The following is a 16,773-nucleotide window of genomic DNA, read 5'->3' as shown; positions in this document are numbered from 1 at the left end:
GCGTCCGAACGGAGCGCCCTTCCCAGAGGCGCGCTCTTAAGATCCCGGGCTTCCGGGCCGCAGGCGTCAGCACGGCCGGGCTTGCTGACCATGTCGGCGAAATCATTACGATCCTCGGACTGGACTATCTTCGACCGTTGAAGTCGCTGAAAGGTGCTGATGACGGATATGTCGACTGGGCTGCCAGTCCAATCGATGCCTATAGCCTCCGGCACGCCTCCCCAGGAGACGGGCAAGTGCTTGCCGCGTTCGAGAAGGCGTGCGAAGCGGCACGCAACATAGAGGATGACTGGGACAGCGATTGTATGGCGTTGAAGCGAGCCAAAACCGATGGTGGCATCTTCTACACTTTTGGCAACGGACGCATCGTGTTCATCGACCCGAAGCGCGGGTTGCTTCATATTGCCTATACCGGGCCGACAAACGGCGTGCGCGTTCAACGCTGAAGCCGTTGGTTGATCTATTCCCAATCTACGGGTCCTTGATTTCCAATTGTCATGCTTCCATGTCGGTTCTGCGCGGCAAATGAAGCAGCATTGTCCTTGTGAAACCGGGCTGTTCGAACGTCGCGCCTCAGGCCGTGGATATCGATATTCCTGCCGTCCTGAAGGGCACCAGCAGGTTCGCCGGACAGCTCTTTGCGACGAGAAGGCCATCCACCTGATCAAGCCCGACCACGTTGCAGGCTGAGACCGCGCCAAGCTTCTCGCGAGACGCGAGCACGATCGTTTCGGCCGCCTGCCTGACGATAGCACGCTTGACGGCCGCTTCCTCCCGATCGCCTGTCGTCAGGCCATGTTCATGATGGATGCCGGTGACGCCCATTAAGTAGATGTCGGCTTTCAAGGAGGAAATGCCCTCTATGGCGACCGCGCCAACCGCCACATTGGAGTGTTTGTAGATTCTCCCTCCTATAAGCTCGACCTCGATGGCCGGATGGGCATGCAGGGCGACGGCGATATCCGGACTATGAGTGACGATTATGGCTCGCAAGGCGAGCGGAAGCGCTCGAGCGACCGCGATGGCCGAGCTTCCTCCATCAAGGAACACGGTTTGTCCGTTCTTGATCATGCCCGCCGCGGCCTTGGCGATGGCCGTCTTGTCGTCTGCATGGACCTTCCGCCTGGTGGGGAGATCGGCCAGCGCTTTGGACGCCGGAAGAGCGCCGCCATGGACGCGTTGAAGCAAACCCTCTGCCGCAAGCTCCCTTAGATCACGTCGAATCGTATCCTCGGAAAGATCCAGTTTCTGGCTCAATTGCTTCGCCACAACCCGCCCTTCGTTGGCAAGAAGCTTCAAGATGAGCGCCTTCCGTTCCGTCGTGAGCATCACCGCCTCCTTGTTGATCGCACGATGTTGCACGAATAGATGAAGCATGCAATATCGTGAGAAAATGAATGGAGCATCGGACAATGATCGCAGACCGCGTGCGTGTCGAAGACGTAGAGACGCTATCGGACGACTGGTACGTCCTGAAGAAGACGACGTTCAGCTTTCTGAGAGCGGACGGAACGTGGCAGAGGCAGAGTCGGGAAACCTATGACCGCGGCAATGGTGCCGTCATCCTGCTTTATGACCTCGAGCGGCGCACGGTGGTGTTGACGAGGCAATTCCGCTACCCCGCCTTCGTAAACGGACATGACGACCTGCTGATCGAAGCGCCGGCCGGCTTGTTGGACGATGCCACGGCCGAAGTGCGCATCAAGGCCGAGGTGGAGGAGGAGACGGGATACCGGGCGGCGGACGTGCGGGAGGTGTTCGACGCCTTCATGAGCCCCGGTTCGGTAACTGAGCGGCTTCACTTCTTCGTCGGCTCCTACTGCGCCGCGGACAAGGTGGCTGAAGGCGGAGGAAACGCCGACGAAGGCGAGGACATCGAGCGCCTCGAGCCGACGATCGATGAAGCTCTGGAGATGATCGCGGACGGGCGCATTCGCGATGGAAAGACCATCATGCTGCTCCAGTATGCCGCGCTTAATCTTTTCGACGTCCGGAAGGACGCTGCCTGATGGAAGTGCGCCTTATCTTAGCTCAGCCGGCACTCGCGCTTTCGAAAACGAAGGCTGCAATGCGAACCGAAATTCAATTGGCGAAACGACTGCCTTCGCGAATCCCCGCACTTCTCATAGTTGGAACTCTATCTGGCTGCGGCGTTACAGGTGCTGATCCGACGGGGGCGGCGGCGATGATACAGTTCGAGGCGCATCGGCAGAAGAGCATGGAGATGCAGCGCCGGGCGACATCCGCAGAAGCAGCCGACGAACGCGAGGCTAACCTCCGAAACGCGATCCAGTTCTGCCGCCAGAACACTCAGGTCGAAGGCTGTCGGCACGTCGTGCGCGACGAGGCGAAGACGATGGAGACGATGCAGAAGATGCGTGCGATCGGATCCCGCTAGAGAAAATCGACCCTGGCGGTCAGCGGCGAAGGATCGACACGTTACCTCGCTGTACTAGGCCCCCGAACACCAGGCGAGAGCACAGCAAGAACACCTTGCAAGGTCTGCGGGCCGCGCGGAACCTCCTTGTTCCAACACCTCTGAGACGCTGCGCGGTGCGGTCCCCTGATCCGACGAATATCGGCCCAGACACAGGATTTCACCGGCTATTACTCGAAGACAACATTGGCCGCGTCGAGCTCGACAGCTCAGGTGATGAAGGCAAGGAGCAGATGTGGTGCTGGAATGGCGGCTTTCCCCGAGCGTGCGCAGGCGTGCCGCAGCAGGGATGGGCTACGACGGCGCGGGAGGCCTCACGTAAAGCTGAAGGCAGCGGTCTTGCCAGACGACATGCATAGAAGAAGGAAAAGCGTGGCGCGCATCGGAAAGATCGCGCCGCGCTTTTTCTATTCGCCCTTCTTCTCTCCTTCCGTTGCCGGCTTGTCTGCTCTTCCTCATCGTCGGAGTGACCTGCCGCCGTCTCCGGCGGCTTCGGATCGATTGGCGGAAGTCGTGCAGATGGACGGCTTCGAAATTGGGTCGTGGAACCGTAACTAGCCCGGTGAGGTTTAGGAAGAGAACGCAGGGCCGTTCGATGATGGAGGATCCAGGTGCAGCCGCAACAGCATCTTCAACACGCCATTCAGGTCGCGTCGGAGGCACATGGCGGGCAGATGGACAAGACTGGCCATCCTTATGTCGAGCATTGTCGACGTGTCGCCGACTTGGTTGCGACCGAGGAAGAGCAAATCGTAGCCTACCTACACGACACTCCGGAAAAAGCGTCGGGCTGGACATTGGATCGGCTTAGACAGGAAGGATTTTCTTCTGCTGTCATCGCCGCCGTGGATGCGATGACCAAGCGGGTCGGTGAAGACGACGATGATTTTGTCCGGCGCGCCATTGCGAACCCGATCGCCCGGGCCGTAAAGAAGGCCGATCTCGAAGACAATCTTGTTCAGGCCGAGGAGGCTGGTCTGGAGACCGCGAAGTACCTGCGCGGACTGGAAATCATTCAGCGGGGAAAAGCCTGAAGTCTCCAGCCGGGATGGCCGAGGTATCGTCGGAGGCGATGAAGGAGCGGTGAGGAACCTACGTCAACGCGCGTCGATCCCGAGTAAACGTTCGCATTCTCTTGGCTGAGCAATGGGTTCGATGCGGTTCGCTACACGACAGGATCAACACGCTTTTTATGATAGCCCCTGCTGCCGTCGAGAAGCGTGTGGGTATAGGAGTGCTCAACATTTCCGCTGAGCAAAGCATCTCTCGAGGCGATTTCCACGAACATCCCGCCCTGCATGACAGCGACGCGATTGCAGAGGTGAGCAATGACCGCCATATCGTGACTGACGAGAATGTAGGTCAGCTTTTCCCTTTCGCGCAGGTCCTTCAACAGATTGAGGATCTCGGCCTGGATGGACACGTCGAGTGCGGATGTCGGCTCGTCGAGGAGAAGAACGCGCGGCTTCAGGATCAGGGCGCGTGCGATTGCGACACGCTGGCGCTGACCGCCCGAGAGCTGATGCGGAAAACGATGATAGAAGGATGCGGGCAGGCCGACATCACGCAACGCCTGCTCTACGCGCTCCCTGCGCCGGTCGATGCCATGAATCTCGAGGGGTTCGAGAAGCGTGCGGCCGATCGTGTGACGCGGGTGAAGCGAGCCGAAAGGGTCCTGGAAAACCATCTGCTGCTTGGCGAGCTGCGATTTTGAGCGCTTGGCGGCGATTGCCTCTCCATCAAGCGCAATCGAGCCACCCCACGCTTTGATCCTGCCGGCCAACGCGCCGAGAACTGTGGATTTGCCGCATCCGCTCTCACCGACGAGGCCGAAGGTCTCGCCCGGAGCGACGTCGAAGGAGACATCCTTGACCACCTGTTTGGCGGAGTGGCCGCTGCCAAAGGAAACGGCAAGATTCTTGACTGATATCATCATGCTCATGCCTCCGCCCAGCTCGGGTCCCGCCTCAAGATCTCAAGGCGGTCTCGAGGGTGGTCGACGCTCGGCAGCGCCTGCAGGAGACCTCGCGTATAGGGATGGGTTGCCTCTTCGAGCTTTGCAGCTTCAAGCTCTTCGACGATACGTCCGGCATACATGATGATCACCCGGTCGCAGAAGCTCTTCACCAGGTTGAGGTCGTGCGAGATAAAGATCAGCCCGATGTTGCGCTCGGTGATCAGATCGTCGAGGATCGACAGAACCTGCTGGCGCACGGTCACGTCGAGAGCCGAGGTCGGCTCGTCGGCGATGATCAGCGATGGGGAGGAAATCAGCATCATCGAGATCATGATGCGCTGTCCCATGCCGCCGGAGACTTCATGCGGATAAAGGTTGAAGACGCGCTCCGGATCGCGAATGTTGACCCGCTCCAGCATGGCGAGTGTGCGTTCTCGCGCTTCGCGGCGGCCGACGCGTTCATGCAGAATGACGGTTTCGGCGATCTGCTCGCCGACCGTCATGACCGGGTTGAGCGAATATTTCGGGTCCTGCAGGATCATCGATATGCGCCGCCCACGGATCGCGCGCATATCGGCCTCGCTGGCGCGTACGAGATCGACATCCTCGAAGCGCATTTCGTCCGCGACGACTTTGGCAGTGGCCGGCTGCAGCCGCATGATGGCGCGTCCGGTCGTGCTCTTTCCAGAGCCGGATTCGCCGATGATGCCGACTTTTTCGCGCCCGACGGAAAATGAGACATTCTTTACGGCCGTCACGACGCCCGAAAGGGTCGGGAATTGGACCGACATGTTTTTGATCGAAAGGATCGGCTGGGATTGATCAGGCATTTCGGGGATCCATGATGTCGCGCAGGCCATCGCCCAGAAGATTGAAGGCAAGGCTGACCACGAGGATTGCAATGCCCGGAACCGTCGTCAGCCACCAGGCATCGAGTAGATATTGCCGGCCCGACGCTGCCATCGCACCCCATTCCGGCATCGGCGGCTGGGCGCCGAGACCGAGGAAGCCGAGGCCGGCCGCCGTCAGGATGACGCTCGACATGTTGAGCGTCAGTCGAATGATGATCGAGGGAGCACAGAGCGGCACGATGTGATGGAGCAGGATGCGACCCATGCCGGCGCCTTGCAGTTCCGCGGCGACGACAAAGTCGGCAGCGCGAAATGTCAGCGTCTCGGCGCGCGCCAATCGGGCGATCGGCGGCCAAACCGTCAGCGCAATGGCGATGACGGCATTTTCGATGCCTGGCCCGAGGGCTGCAGAAAAGGCCAATGCCAGAACAAGGCTCGGGAAGGACAGGAAGATATCGGTGATGCGCATCAACACGACATCGATCCAGCCGCCGAGATAGCCGGCAGTCGCACCGATTACAAAGCCGATCGGCGCAACGATGATGGTCACCAGAATGCTGATATAGAGCGTTGTGCGTGCGCCATAGACGAGACGCGAATAGACGTCGCGGCCGAACTCGTCGGTTCCGAACCAGTTGGTCGCCGACGGCGGTCTCAGCGCCGTCGTCAGATCCTGGGCAATAGGGTCGTGATTGGCAAGGAGCGGCGCGAAGGCAGCGACGAGCACCAGCGCGAGCACGACCAGAAAGCCGGCAAAAGCCAGCGGATTGGCAAGCAGGTTCAGCCACAGGACGTAGGCCTTGTGGAAGCGCGCCTGCCGGGTCGAGGAAAATTCCTCGTTGATCAGCCAATTATGGAGATCGTTGAAATTGCGTGTCGCCATGATGTCACCGGGTGCGCGGATCGAGGAAGCGGTAGGCGATGTCGGACAGCAGGTTGATGACGATCGAAATGATGCCGATCAGGAGCACGCTGCCAAGGATCGCGTTCATGTCCGCGAAGAACAGCGCGGAGGTCAGATATTGCCCGAGGCCGGGCCAGGCAAAGACGGTCTCGATGAGGACCGTGCCATCCAGCAGGCCGCAATAGGCGAGGGCAACGATGGTCAAAAGCTGCACCCGGATGTTGCGGAAGGCATGACGCCAGACGATCGCGCGCTGGTCGAGACCCTTTGCCTTCGCCGTCAGCACATATTCTTGCCGAAGCTGTTCCAGCATGAAGCTGCGGCTCATGCGGCTGAGATAGGCCATGGCCGCGTAACCGAGGATCAGGGCAGGGGCTGTGACATGCAGCAAGGCATCCCGGAAAACCTCCCATTCGCCGGCAATGATCGCATCGACGAGGATGGAGTTGGTTGGCCCTTCGACCAATCCTTCATTAAAGACGTCCAGTCGGCCGCTGCCGGGGATGAGCCCGAACTTGGCGTAAAAGACCAGGATGACGATGGTGCCGAGCCAGAAAATCGGCGTTGAATGCCCAAGAAGCCCGACGACACGCGCGAGATGATCGACCCATGTTCCCTTGCGAACGGCAGAGATGATGCCGAGCGGAATGCCGAGGCCGGCGCCGATGATCGTTGCGAGCGTCGCAAGCTCCAGTGTCGCCGGGAAAACCCGGGCAAGGTCACTTGCCACGGGGTTCTTGGTCACATGGGACTGGCCGAAATTCAGGTGAGCGACATTGCCGAGATAGGTCGCGAACTGGACATAGAGCGGCTGGTCCAGCCCCATCTCCTTGTGGACGCGCTCGTAGGTCGCCTGGTCGGCCTGGTCGCCGATGACAGCAATGACCGGATCGGCAGGGACCATGCGGCCGACGACGAAGGTGATGATCAGCAGGCCGAGCAACGTCGTCAGGATGACGCTGAAGGATGTTGCCACCTTCTTCACCGCATCGAGCACGGCTACTCCGCCGCCCGATGCGGCCCCGGATATTTGTGAGATGCTCACGTCATTCTCCCTTGGAAGGAGGTCACTCGCCCTTGGAAACCGTGTCCCAGCGCGTCAGCCATGTCGAATGGCCGAGATAGCCCTTTACCTCCTTGCGAACAGCCTTTGCGTCGGTGCGCAGGAAGGAGGTGATCAGCGGCGGAGACGATTCGAGATAGGCCTTGTTGATCTTCGCGTAGAGATCGGCCCGCTTCTGCTGGTCGGTCTCATGGGCGGCTGCAGTCACCATATCCTGAATGTCCTTCGGCACATCCCAGGCGGTGCGCCAGGCGTTCAGGCCGGTAAGCTTGGCATCGTCGGAATTGTTGGCATTGGTCGCATAGGACTGGAGGATCGCGTGAGGATCCGGCAGGCGTTCACCCGATCGTGCCGAAAAGATCTCGAATTCACGCGTGCGGAACTTGCCGATATGGTCGCCGCCCTGAAGATCGAGCTTGACGCCGGCCTTTGCGGCGTTGGCCTGCAGCGACTGTGCAACCTCATATTCCGGGGTGACCGGCGTTGCGTAATAGACTTTCGAGAAACCGTTCGGATAGCCGGCTTCAGTGAGCAGCTGCTTGGCCTTCTCGATGTCGAGCTTGTAGGGATTGACCTCACTTGCACCCGGCAGGCCGGCCGGAATGATCGTCTGCTGCTTGATGCCGTAATATTTCATGACGGTGTTGGCGAGGCCGTCATAATCGATCAGGTAGCGGAAGGCTTCGCGAACCTTGGGATTGGACAGAATCTCGTCCTTCTGGTTCAAGGCGAGATAATAGAAGCCGAAGCCCGGCGTCTTCTGAATATCGGCCTTGCCCCCCGCTTCGACCGCCGCAAGGTCGGTGGAGGAAAGACGCGTCGCGACATCGACGTCGCCAGCCTCGAGCTGCAGGCGCTGGCCGGAGGATTCCGGCATGTGGCGCAGGACGACGCGGCGCATTTTCGGAGCACCCTGCCAGTAATCCTTGTTGGCATCGGCGATTAGCAGGTCATTGACGCGCCAGGTCCGCAGCGCATAGGGGCCAGAGCCTGCGTCGTTGGCCTGCAGGAACTCGCGCCCCATATCGCCGTCCTTTTCATGCTCGACAAGGAACTTGCTGTCCAGGATCGAGGTCGAGAAGCTCGCCAGCGAATAGAGGATGAGGTTGGGGTTCCAGAGGCTGGGCGTCTGGAGGACCACGGTGGTGTCGTCGCTCGCCTTGATCAGATCGTCGACATTCTTGTCGGTAAAGCCCCATTGGCGAAGGTCGACGGATGGCGCGAGCCCCAATTTGACGAGACGCCGCAGCGACCACTCGACGTCCTTCGCCGTCAGCGGATTGCCGGAATGAAACTTGATGCCGGGGCGGATCTTGAATGTGAACGTCTTGCCGTCCGGCGAGACGTTCCAGCTCTCGGCGACACCCGGAGCCGGCTTGGTGATGTCGTTGGCCGGCAGCACGATCAGCCGCTCATAAAGGTTCGCGACAATTTCTGCTGCTTCCAACTGGTTGATTTCATTAGGATCGAGACCGCGCATCGACGACATGTTCGTGGCGATGACCAGCTGGTCCTTCGGGGTGGCTGCGGCCGCAGCCAGTGGCATCATCAGGCTCGCGGCAACAAGAGCCGACGAGATCAATAGCCCGCGTCTTTGGATCTTCATTTTCTTCCTCCCAAGCATCTCTGCAATCGCATCAGAACGAATTTTGATATCGACATCGATCTGAAATCTGGTATATCAGATCTCACAAAACGATTTTGTCGTCAACGGGGGAATTTTCGGCTTATGGAAAATAGGATGGAGGGCGGGGCGGGAGACGACCGCATCGAAAAGATCGATCCGCGATTCCTGACGACCCTTCGTGATCATGTTCATAAGACGCTGCGCGCGGCGATCCTGTCAGGCCGCTTTCGCGCCGATGAGCGCGTGAACGAGCGCCAGCTCGCCGAGCAGCTTGGTGTTTCCACCACTCCGATCAAGGAGGCACTCCGGCAGCTCGAGACCGAAGGACTGGTTGAAACCCTGCCGCGTCGTGGGGTGCTGATCCGGTTCAACGCCGGGTGGGCGGAGGAAATGATCCTAGCACGCGCCGCGCTGGAATCGATGATCGCCCATCTCGCCGCCAAGCGGATCACCCAGGAAGAAGCCGGGAAGCTCAGCGATACGGTCGCGTCGATGAAGGCGGCCACAGCCAATGGCGTTGCGGATGACCTCATTGCCCTGAATGAGACCTTTCACGAGCAGATCCACATTGCCTCGCGCTGCCAGTACCTGTCTCGCATGATCGAGCGCCAGCAATTCTACGACGCGAGCATTCGCCGCGTCATTCATTCCGACAACAAGGAGCGCGACAAGGCGCTGGCCGAACACACCGCCATCGCTGCCGCCATCGTCTCGAACGATAGCGACAGGGCTGAGCGGGTGATGCGCGATCACGTTGTCCGCTCCGGGGAAACCTACCTCAACATCGTATTCAGGAAGAAAGAGGACATTTGACGTGACCGTGGCAATGGACAAGATTCGCAAGGCCCTGACGGGCATTTCCGGCGTTCCGGTGACCCCCTACAAGGCGGACGGCAGCATCGATCTCGCCAAGCTTTCCGCATTGATTGCGCGCCTCGCCAGCGCCCGGGTCCACAATCTGATGGCCGCCGGCAATACGGGCGAATTCTTCACGCTGACGATGGATGAGGTAAAGGCGGTTCACAGCGCAACGATCAAGGCCGCCGATGGCAAGGCTCTGATCAGCGCCGCTGTCGGGCGTTCGTTGACGGAAGCCAAGGCGCTCGCCCGTCACGCGATTGCCGAGGGCACTGATGCGATCATGGGTCACCACCCGATGGATCCCTTTGCCGGGCCGAGCTACCAGGCGAAATATTTCCTCGAACTTGCCGAGGCGTCCACCGTCCCTGTCATTGCCTATGTGCGCAGCGATACATTCTCCGTCGCTGATTTCCGCAAGCTTGCCCTGCATCAGAACATCGCCGGTATCAAGTTCGCTTCCGGCAATCTGATGCTGCTTGCCGAAGTCATCCGCTCGACGAAGGATGCACCGGCGATCTGGGTCTGCGGCCTCGCCGAGGGCTGGGCGCCGGCCTTCTATGCCATGGGTGCTCGCGGCTTTACCTCGGGGCTCGTCAACGTTTTCCCCGAGCGTTCGCATGCCATCCATCAGGCGTTGGAAGCCGGCGACTACGCCGCTGCCCGCGCTCTTATCGACGACATCGCCGGTTTCGAAGCGCTGCGCACCAAATATCTGAACGGCGCCAATGTCACTGTCGTCAAGGAGGCGCTCGGCATGCTCGGAACCGATGTCGGCCCTGTTCGCCTTCCCGGCGTTGAAAGTCTGACGGACGCGGAACGCGCGGAACTGCGCGCAATCGTCGACAATGTAAGCGGCAAGAACCGCGCCGCCTGAGGAAGAATGTCAATGCACATCACCGGCTTCAAGACCTACATGCAGCGCGTCGACGACCGGCCGCGACTGCTCCTGAAAATCGAAACGAGCGAAGGCATTTCCGGTTGGGGCGAGTGCTACAATCACGGCCCCGACTGGGCGCTGCCACCGCTTTTCGACTACCTCTTCCATCAGATTGAAGGGGAGGACCCCCGCCGAGTGGAATTCCTTGTGCTGAAACTCAATCAGCAGTGCCGTTTTCCGCCGGGCGCCCTCGGGCTTGCGGCCATTTCGGCGATCGATCACGCGCTCTGGGATATTGCCGGAAAGGCCGCCGGCCTGCCGGTTTACATGCTGCTTGGCGGCAACGTTCGGGATCGGGTGCGCGTCTATTGCGGCGTCTATACCGCGCCGGACCCGCAGACGGCGCAGGACCAGACCCTGGAGCTGAACGAAAAATACGGCTACACGGCTTTCAAGCTCAGCCCTTTCCGCCGCGACCTGCATGCCAGCCGTTGGGGCGAGCTTGTAAAGGAAACCGGTGACTGGTTTGCCAAGATACGCGAGATTACGCCGTCGCATTTCGAATTCGCATTTGATGCCCATGCGAAGATCTTCGAGCCCTATCAAGCTGTTCAGCTTGCGGCGGCGATTGCGCCGAACGATCCGCTGTTCTACGAAGAGCCGATCCGGCCGGAACACATCCCGGCATGGGCAGAGCTGAAGTCGAAAGTTTCCGTCCCGCTGGCCACAGGGGAATCGCTCTACAATCGCTTCGAATTCCTGTCGCTGCTTTCAGCCCGCGGCGCCGATATCATCCAGCCGGACATATGCGTTGTCGGCGGCGTAACGGAAATGCGCAGGATCGCAACAATCGCTGAGGCCCACTATGTAACCGTCGCGCCGCATAACCCGATGGGGCCGCTTGCGACGGCGGTCAACATCCACTTCTGCGCCGCGCAGCCGAACTTCAAGGTGCTTGAGTTCAAGCCTCATGTCCACGCGCCATGGGCGGCCGATCCGTATATGCCGGTCGACGGCCATATGGAATTGCGGCCCGACCGTCCGGGCTGGGGGCTGGAAATCGATGAAAAGGCGTTGCAGACGGAAGACTACATTCACTGGGAGCGGAAAATAACCCGCAAGCCGGACGGATCGACAGCCTATCCCTGACTGCTTCGGTCATTCGCGCCCGCCAGGCCGAGATCGCCCGCCTCGAAGTTCTCGACAATGGCAAGCCGTTTTCGGAGGCCGACTGGGATGTCGCCGAGGCGGCGGGCTGCTTCGATTTATATGCGGGGCTCGCCGAATGGCGTTGCCCCGCCGCGCCCTCGTGGTCGCTTCCGCGGATAGATCGAATGGCTCATGTGGTCGGATCAGCCGTGCAGTCTGCGCAGCATTGTTCCAAGCCGGCTTGCCGGGTCGCTTTCCTCAAGCCCTTTGGGGTGTCGGTAAGGGAAGTGGCTCCTCTTTCCGAACCTCACATCCGTCGGACTATAGCCGAATTCCCGCTTGAAAGCGCGGCTGAACTCCGTGCCGTCACTGAAGCAGCGCTGCTCCGCTAAATCTAGTATCCGGCGTTGGTCGCTAGGGTTCGCTAAAGCTGCATGGGCGTCGAGCAGGCGCCTATGCTGGATGTAATGCTTAACTCCGCCAAAAGCCTCAAACATCCGGTAAAGTCGCGAACGCGAAACCCCCAATTCTCGCTCGAGCGTTTGAGGTCCCAGGGTGGGGTCGAACAGCTTCGATTGTATGATTTTCTGCGCTCGATCCAGCAGCGTTGTTGAAATCGGATGACTTGCCATCTCAACGTTGCCGGCAGAAGGAGAGACACAAGCGAGCATCATTGCGCGCGTTGCCTCCACCAAGGCAGGAAGATCGGTTAGTTGGAGGAGCGGTAGCTGGTTGGCCAGCGCGATCATATAGTCATGGAATAACCGCGCCATGCCGCTTTCAAGTGTTGTGAATTCAGCTGCGCTCAAGGCCCGGGTCAAACGAGGGCAAAAGTCCCGCGGGACGAACAAGATAAGCATCTCGCTCGCCGTCAGACTGCCGTGGAAATTGCGCCCCATCGTATGGATCTGCGTGACCCCGGCAGTGCCACGGAATGTGCCGGTGGTGGTTTCGGTACAAGTTTCTCCGGAAAGCAAAACCGACAGGACGAAATGGTCAAGTGGCTCCCAGTGGAGGTGATGTATTGTGCTCTTGAATTGCAGGGGATCCGTTGTGACATGCGAAAACACAAGGCAGCCGAGGTCCCAGGTGGACTGCTGTCCAAAGAACCCCCTCGTCGTGTCACGCGTCGAACCGAGATCAACGATCGGGGCGAAATTGGCGCGCCACGCCTCGAACTGGCGGATCGTCGGTACAGCGTTCGTTACAAAATCAAAGGAAGAGAGATTTGATGACTGCGGGGCGGTAACCGGTCCGGGGGCGCGGTTTTCCACCGCATTCCGTCCAGCTGCAAGTCGCGCTGGCTGAAAGGCCTTTTGCTGCGTCCCTATCTGGCAAACTGTCATGATACGCGCAGACCGAGCTGCGCTTTGAAAAGCGGAATTCGACATCGAAGGTCTCCAACCAAAATCTGCATTTCAACTGGATGTCTGGCCGTCTTGCGACACTCACGCCGGATTTCGGATCGTCTATTAGCATGATCGACTATAAACTACAATCTAGCCGGGCAGGGACAGCTTTACTATCGCCTGACAACGTACTCAGTTCCGTCAAATGCGCAGAAATCGTTGGTGCGATCTTGTATCGAAGCTATTTCGATGCCGGCCTTCGAGGTTTTTTGGGCTGTGTCGCAGCGAGCCGGTTTCTCGCCCTTAGGTCGCGACGATTGGCGCAATCTTGCTCACAAGAGGCACCTGTTGCTACCGTGCCAACAGATCGAAAGTCGACCTGCTTCGTGGACGGAGAGCATAGGTACGAGATTCCGTGCCATCACTGGGGCGTTGCGGATCAGGTAATGTGAGCTGATGGACGGCCGTTCGTGCCGTCGAAAATAGGCCCACCTGGATCGTCAGCCATGAAATCTTCTTCCGAACGCAAATTCTCGATGTGGACGCTGATGGCGATGTGCGTAGGGTCGATGGTCGGCGCTGGTATTTTTTCGCTTCCACAAGCTTTCGGACGTGCGACGGGGCCATTTGGTGCAATGATCGCTTGGGCGATCGCTGGCCTTGGCATGTTGATGCTCGCCTTCGTCTTTCAGACCCTGTCGCAACGTAAGCCAGATTTGGACGCCGGCATCTACGCCTATGCGAAAGCGGGTTTCGGCGACTATCTTGGATTCCTGTCCACGCTTGGCTACTGGTCCGCCGCCCTGCTCGGGAATGTTTCCTACTTTGTATTGATCAAGTCGACTCTTGGACTCTTTTTCCCGATCTTCGGCGACGGGAATACGATTTTCGCCATTGCCACCTCGTCAGTGTTGCTGTGGACCGTTCACGCGCTGATCTTGCGTGGAATTCGCGGAGCGGCGTTGATCAATACGATCGTCACCTTCGCCAAAATCATCCCAATCATACTCTTCATTGTATTTGTCATTTACGGTTTCCAAGCCGACATCTTCGCGCTCAACTTTTGGGGAGGTGAAACCGTTACCTTCGGCAGCGTCGCGGGGCAGGTCCGCGCGACCATGCTGGTTACCGTATTCGTCTTCGTCGGCATTGAAGGCGCGAGCGTTTATTCTCGCTATGCCCGCAATCGCTCTGATGTCGGAATTGCGACATTGCTTGGCTTTGCGGGCGTGCTTTGTCTGCTCGTTCTCGTGACCATCCTCTCTTACGGCGTCATGCTTCGTGCCGATCTTGCCAATTTGCGCAATCCATCGATGGCGGGCGTGCTATCGGCCATCGTCGGCCCGTGGGGCACCCTCTTCGTCAGCGCCGGGCTGATGATCTCGGTTGGTGGGGCCTATCTCTCCTGGGTTCTGCTTGCCGCGGAAATTCTGTTCTCCGCTTCGAAATATGGGACGATGCCTCGATTTCTGCGGCGTGAAAACAGTGCCGGCGTGCCGTCGAACGCTCTGTGGTTGACCAATATTGTGGTGCAGGTCTTCCTGATCCTGTCACTATTTGCGCAATACGCGCTTCGTCTGGCTATCGAACTTACCAGTTCGATGATTCTGATTCCCTATTTTCTCGTCGCCGCCTATTCTTTTAAGCTTGTCTTGACTGGCGAAACCTACGAAGGGGATTCCGCGAGCCGCCACCGCGAATTCGTGCGATCCGCATTGGCACTCACCTATACTTCCTTTCTTATCGCCGCTGCAGGTGGCACTCATCTGCTGCTTTCCGCCGCCATTTACGGACCCGGTACCATCCTGTTCTTAATGGCACGTCGAGAGCAGAAACTTCCTGTGTTTAAGCTGGCCGAAATGCCGGTGTTCATCGTTGCGGTCGCGGGCGCCATGATTGCCATTTACGCCCTCGCAACCGGTCGCATTTCGGTTTGAGGACAAGTCAAACCGAATGCAGACCGCAGTCGCGACTGTGCGAGAGTGCCAACCGACTGAAATGTCTCGAAATATTTCGCTTCGGCCCGTGCGGCTCCAGGTATCCGTTTCTCAAAGTCGTTGTCGCAAACGCCGCGACTTAACGCATTGTTCGCTAATTTAGCAAATTTCGTCACTTTTAAACGCAAAGCATAGTTGTGAGATTCTGTGCGATCACGGCCACGGCGGAAGCATTTTATAGTGCGCTATAGGCCGTTCCCTGCAGCACGAATGTTCAAAAGGTCCGAACAACCTTCTTGAGAGGGCATCATGACTTCGGCTTCCACGCAAAAATTGTCCCTTTTCGCACTGACGTCCATGGTTGTCGGGTCGATGGTAGGCGCTGGTATATTCAACCTTCCAGGTCGTTTCGGGACGGCGACCGGGCCGTTCGGTGCGATCATAGCTTGGGCGATCGCGGGCACCGGCATGTATATGCTTGCGCGTGTGTTTCAGGCCCTGGCGGAGAAAAAGCCCGAGATCGATTCTGGCGTTTTCGCCTACGCCAAGGAGGGCTTCGGTAATTACATGGGCTTTCTTTCGGCCTTTGGATACTGGCTGGGAAGCTGCCTCGGCAACGTTTTCTATTGGGTGTTGATCGGCTCGACGCTAGGCCGGTTCTTCCCTGGGCTCTTCGGAGACGGGAGCACCATGATCGCCATCGTCGTTTCTCTCCTGGGAATATGGGCCTTCCATTTCATGATCCTGCGCGGCGTGGAGCAGGCGGCCTTCATCAACGTGATCGTCACGATTGCAAAGATCGTCCCGATCGTCGTCGCCATCCTGGCGATGATATTCGCGTTCAATTACACAGAGTTCTCCGCGAATTTTTTCGGCGGCGTACACATGCCCGAAAAATCGCTTTTCGCGCAGGTTCGTGACACGATGCTGATCACGGTCTTCGTCTTCCTGGGGATCGAAGGAGCGAGCGTCTATTCCCGCTTCGCCAAGACCCGTGCCGATGTCGGTACCGCGACTATTCTCGGCTTTGTCGGTGTGACCGGTCTGATGGTGGCGATCACTTTGCTTCCCTACGCTGCGATGCCGCGCGCAACGGTCGCGGGAGTCCAAAACCCCTCGCTCGCTGGCGTTCTGGAAGTCGTGGTCGGCCATTGGGGGGCGGTGTTCATTTCGGTCGGCGTGCTGGTATCGGTTCTTGGCGCCTATCTCGCATGGTCGCTGATCTGCGCCGAAGTGCTGTTTGCTGCTGCCAAATCAGCCGATATGCCGAGGCTATTTGCAGCGCAGAACGACAACAGGGTGCCGGCCAATGCGTTGTGGCTGACCAATATCGTCGTCTCACTGTTTGTGATCTCGACCTACTGGTCTCGCGATGCCTTCAATTTCATGCTCGACATGACGAGCGTGACGGCGCTTCTTCCCTATCTTCTGGTCGCAGGCTACGGCGTGCTGCTTGCGCGTCGGGGCGAAGGCTATGAGGAAACGCCGGAGGAGCGCGGCCGCGACCAGATATTTGCCTGGATCGCGGTGATCTACACGATCGTGATGTTCATCGCCGCAGGGCTGAAATATGTCCTGCTCGTCAGCGTTTTATTCGTGCCGGGAACCATCCTTTACGTCTGGGCGCGGCGAGAGCAGAGAGTGACGCTTTTCACCAGCATCGAACTCATCGTTTTCGCCGTCACCGTGATTGCGGGCCTTGTCGGAGCTTATGGTCTGTTGAGCGGCACCATCACGCCTTGAGGACACAGGGAGGAAAAT

Annotated in this window: 17 protein-coding genes and 1 pseudogene; 11 read left to right on the top strand and 7 right to left on the bottom strand. The window is 58.8% G+C overall.

Going from position 1 to position 16,773, the window contains the following annotated elements:
• The first annotated feature begins 236 nt into the window (after nt 1-236).
• Nucleotides 237-446: a hypothetical protein gene (locus tag LVY75_07500; GenBank protein XAZ19973.1), complete on the top strand. Its 210-nt coding sequence runs from the start codon at nt 237-239 to the stop codon at nt 444-446.
• A gap of 127 nt (nt 447-573) precedes the next feature.
• Here LVY75_07500 and LVY75_07495 read toward each other — a convergent pair whose 3' ends face one another.
• Nucleotides 574-1,329 carry a DeoR/GlpR family DNA-binding transcription regulator gene (locus tag LVY75_07495; GenBank protein ID XAZ19972.1) on the bottom strand — a complete coding sequence of 252 codons (756 nt, stop codon included), beginning with the start codon at nt 1,327-1,329 and terminating at the stop codon, nt 574-576.
• A gap of 83 nt (nt 1,330-1,412) precedes the next feature.
• Here LVY75_07495 and LVY75_07490 point away from each other — a divergent pair, with 83 nt between their 5' ends.
• The 4 genes from LVY75_07490 (at nt 1,413) to LVY75_07475 (ending at nt 3,471) form a co-directional block, all read left to right on the top strand.
• Nucleotides 1,413-2,009, top strand: a complete 597-nt coding sequence (locus LVY75_07490) for an NUDIX domain-containing protein (protein ID XAZ19971.1) — start codon at nt 1,413-1,415, stop codon at nt 2,007-2,009.
• On the top strand, nt 2,009-2,398 hold the full coding sequence (locus tag LVY75_07485) for a hypothetical protein (GenBank protein ID XAZ19970.1): 390 nt from the start codon (nt 2,009-2,011) through the stop codon (nt 2,396-2,398). Before LVY75_07490 ends, LVY75_07485 begins: the two co-directional genes overlap by 1 nt.
• A gap of 411 nt (nt 2,399-2,809) precedes the next feature.
• The gene (locus LVY75_07480) at nt 2,810-2,995 is read left to right on the top strand and encodes a hypothetical protein (protein ID XAZ19969.1); all 186 of its coding nucleotides are present in this window, start codon (nt 2,810-2,812) and stop codon (nt 2,993-2,995) included.
• Nucleotides 2,996-3,048: 53 nt separating this feature from the next.
• Nucleotides 3,049-3,471 (top strand): HD domain-containing protein, encoded by a 423-nt coding sequence (locus LVY75_07475; protein XAZ19968.1) that lies wholly within the window; start codon nt 3,049-3,051, stop codon nt 3,469-3,471.
• A 131-nt stretch (nt 3,472-3,602) separates the two neighbouring features.
• Here the strand turns inward: LVY75_07475 and LVY75_07470 are convergent, their stop codons facing one another.
• Genes LVY75_07470 through LVY75_07450 form a run of 5 tightly spaced genes read right to left on the bottom strand, consistent with a single transcriptional unit; the run spans nt 3,603 to nt 8,818 of the window.
• Nucleotides 3,603-4,373 carry an ABC transporter ATP-binding protein gene (locus LVY75_07470; protein XAZ19967.1) on the bottom strand — a complete coding sequence of 257 codons (771 nt, stop codon included), beginning with the start codon at nt 4,371-4,373 and terminating at the stop codon, nt 3,603-3,605.
• 2 nt (nt 4,374-4,375) lie between these two features.
• Complete coding sequence (locus LVY75_07465; GenBank protein ID XAZ19966.1) at nt 4,376-5,224, bottom strand: ABC transporter ATP-binding protein; 849 nt, start codon at nt 5,222-5,224, stop codon at nt 4,376-4,378.
• Nucleotides 5,217-6,128 carry an ABC transporter permease gene (locus LVY75_07460; protein XAZ19965.1) on the bottom strand — a complete coding sequence of 304 codons (912 nt, stop codon included), beginning with the start codon at nt 6,126-6,128 and terminating at the stop codon, nt 5,217-5,219. The genes LVY75_07465 and LVY75_07460 overlap by 8 nt, the downstream gene beginning before the upstream one ends.
• A gap of 4 nt (nt 6,129-6,132) precedes the next feature.
• Nucleotides 6,133-7,194, bottom strand: a complete 1,062-nt coding sequence (locus LVY75_07455; GenBank protein ID XAZ19964.1) for an ABC transporter permease — start codon at nt 7,192-7,194, stop codon at nt 6,133-6,135.
• Nucleotides 7,195-7,216: 22 nt separating this feature from the next.
• Entirely contained in the window at nt 7,217-8,818 is a 1,602-nt protein-coding gene (locus LVY75_07450) for an ABC transporter substrate-binding protein (protein ID XAZ19963.1), read from the bottom strand.
• A 123-nt stretch (nt 8,819-8,941) separates the two neighbouring features.
• On the opposite strand from LVY75_07450, the gene LVY75_07445 reads away from it, so the two are divergent.
• The 4 genes and pseudogenes from LVY75_07445 (at nt 8,942) to LVY75_07430 (ending at nt 11,803) form a co-directional block, all read left to right on the top strand.
• The gene (locus tag LVY75_07445; GenBank protein XAZ19962.1) at nt 8,942-9,652 is read left to right on the top strand and encodes a GntR family transcriptional regulator; all 711 of its coding nucleotides are present in this window, start codon (nt 8,942-8,944) and stop codon (nt 9,650-9,652) included.
• Between the two features lie 13 nt (nt 9,653-9,665).
• Nucleotides 9,666-10,574 carry a dihydrodipicolinate synthase family protein gene (locus LVY75_07440; protein XAZ21355.1) on the top strand — a complete coding sequence of 303 codons (909 nt, stop codon included), beginning with the start codon at nt 9,666-9,668 and terminating at the stop codon, nt 10,572-10,574.
• A 12-nt stretch (nt 10,575-10,586) separates the two neighbouring features.
• Nucleotides 10,587-11,726, top strand: a complete 1,140-nt coding sequence (locus tag LVY75_07435; GenBank protein XAZ19961.1) for a mandelate racemase/muconate lactonizing enzyme family protein — start codon at nt 10,587-10,589, stop codon at nt 11,724-11,726.
• Nucleotides 11,727-11,737: 11 nt separating this feature from the next.
• Nucleotides 11,738-11,803: pseudogene (locus LVY75_07430) on the top strand (hypothetical protein).
• A 126-nt stretch (nt 11,804-11,929) separates the two neighbouring features.
• Here the strand turns inward: LVY75_07430 and LVY75_07425 are convergent.
• Nucleotides 11,930-13,117 (bottom strand): helix-turn-helix domain-containing protein, encoded by a 1,188-nt coding sequence (locus LVY75_07425; protein ID XAZ19960.1) that lies wholly within the window; start codon nt 13,115-13,117, stop codon nt 11,930-11,932.
• 464 nt (nt 13,118-13,581) lie between these two features.
• Here LVY75_07425 and LVY75_07420 point away from each other — a divergent pair, with 464 nt between their 5' ends.
• Nucleotides 13,582-15,012: a basic amino acid/polyamine antiporter gene (locus LVY75_07420; protein ID XAZ19959.1), complete on the top strand. Its 1,431-nt coding sequence runs from the start codon at nt 13,582-13,584 to the stop codon at nt 15,010-15,012.
• A 309-nt stretch (nt 15,013-15,321) separates the two neighbouring features.
• On the top strand, nt 15,322-16,755 hold the full coding sequence (locus LVY75_07415) for a basic amino acid/polyamine antiporter (protein ID XAZ19958.1): 1,434 nt from the start codon (nt 15,322-15,324) through the stop codon (nt 16,753-16,755).
• Nucleotides 16,756-16,773: the final 18 nt, after the last annotated feature.

The organism is Sinorhizobium sp. B11 (genome assembly GCA_039725955.1).
Classification (GTDB): domain Bacteria; phylum Pseudomonadota; class Alphaproteobacteria; order Rhizobiales; family Rhizobiaceae; genus Rhizobium.
This window is presented reverse-complemented; position numbering and strand designations above follow the sequence as displayed.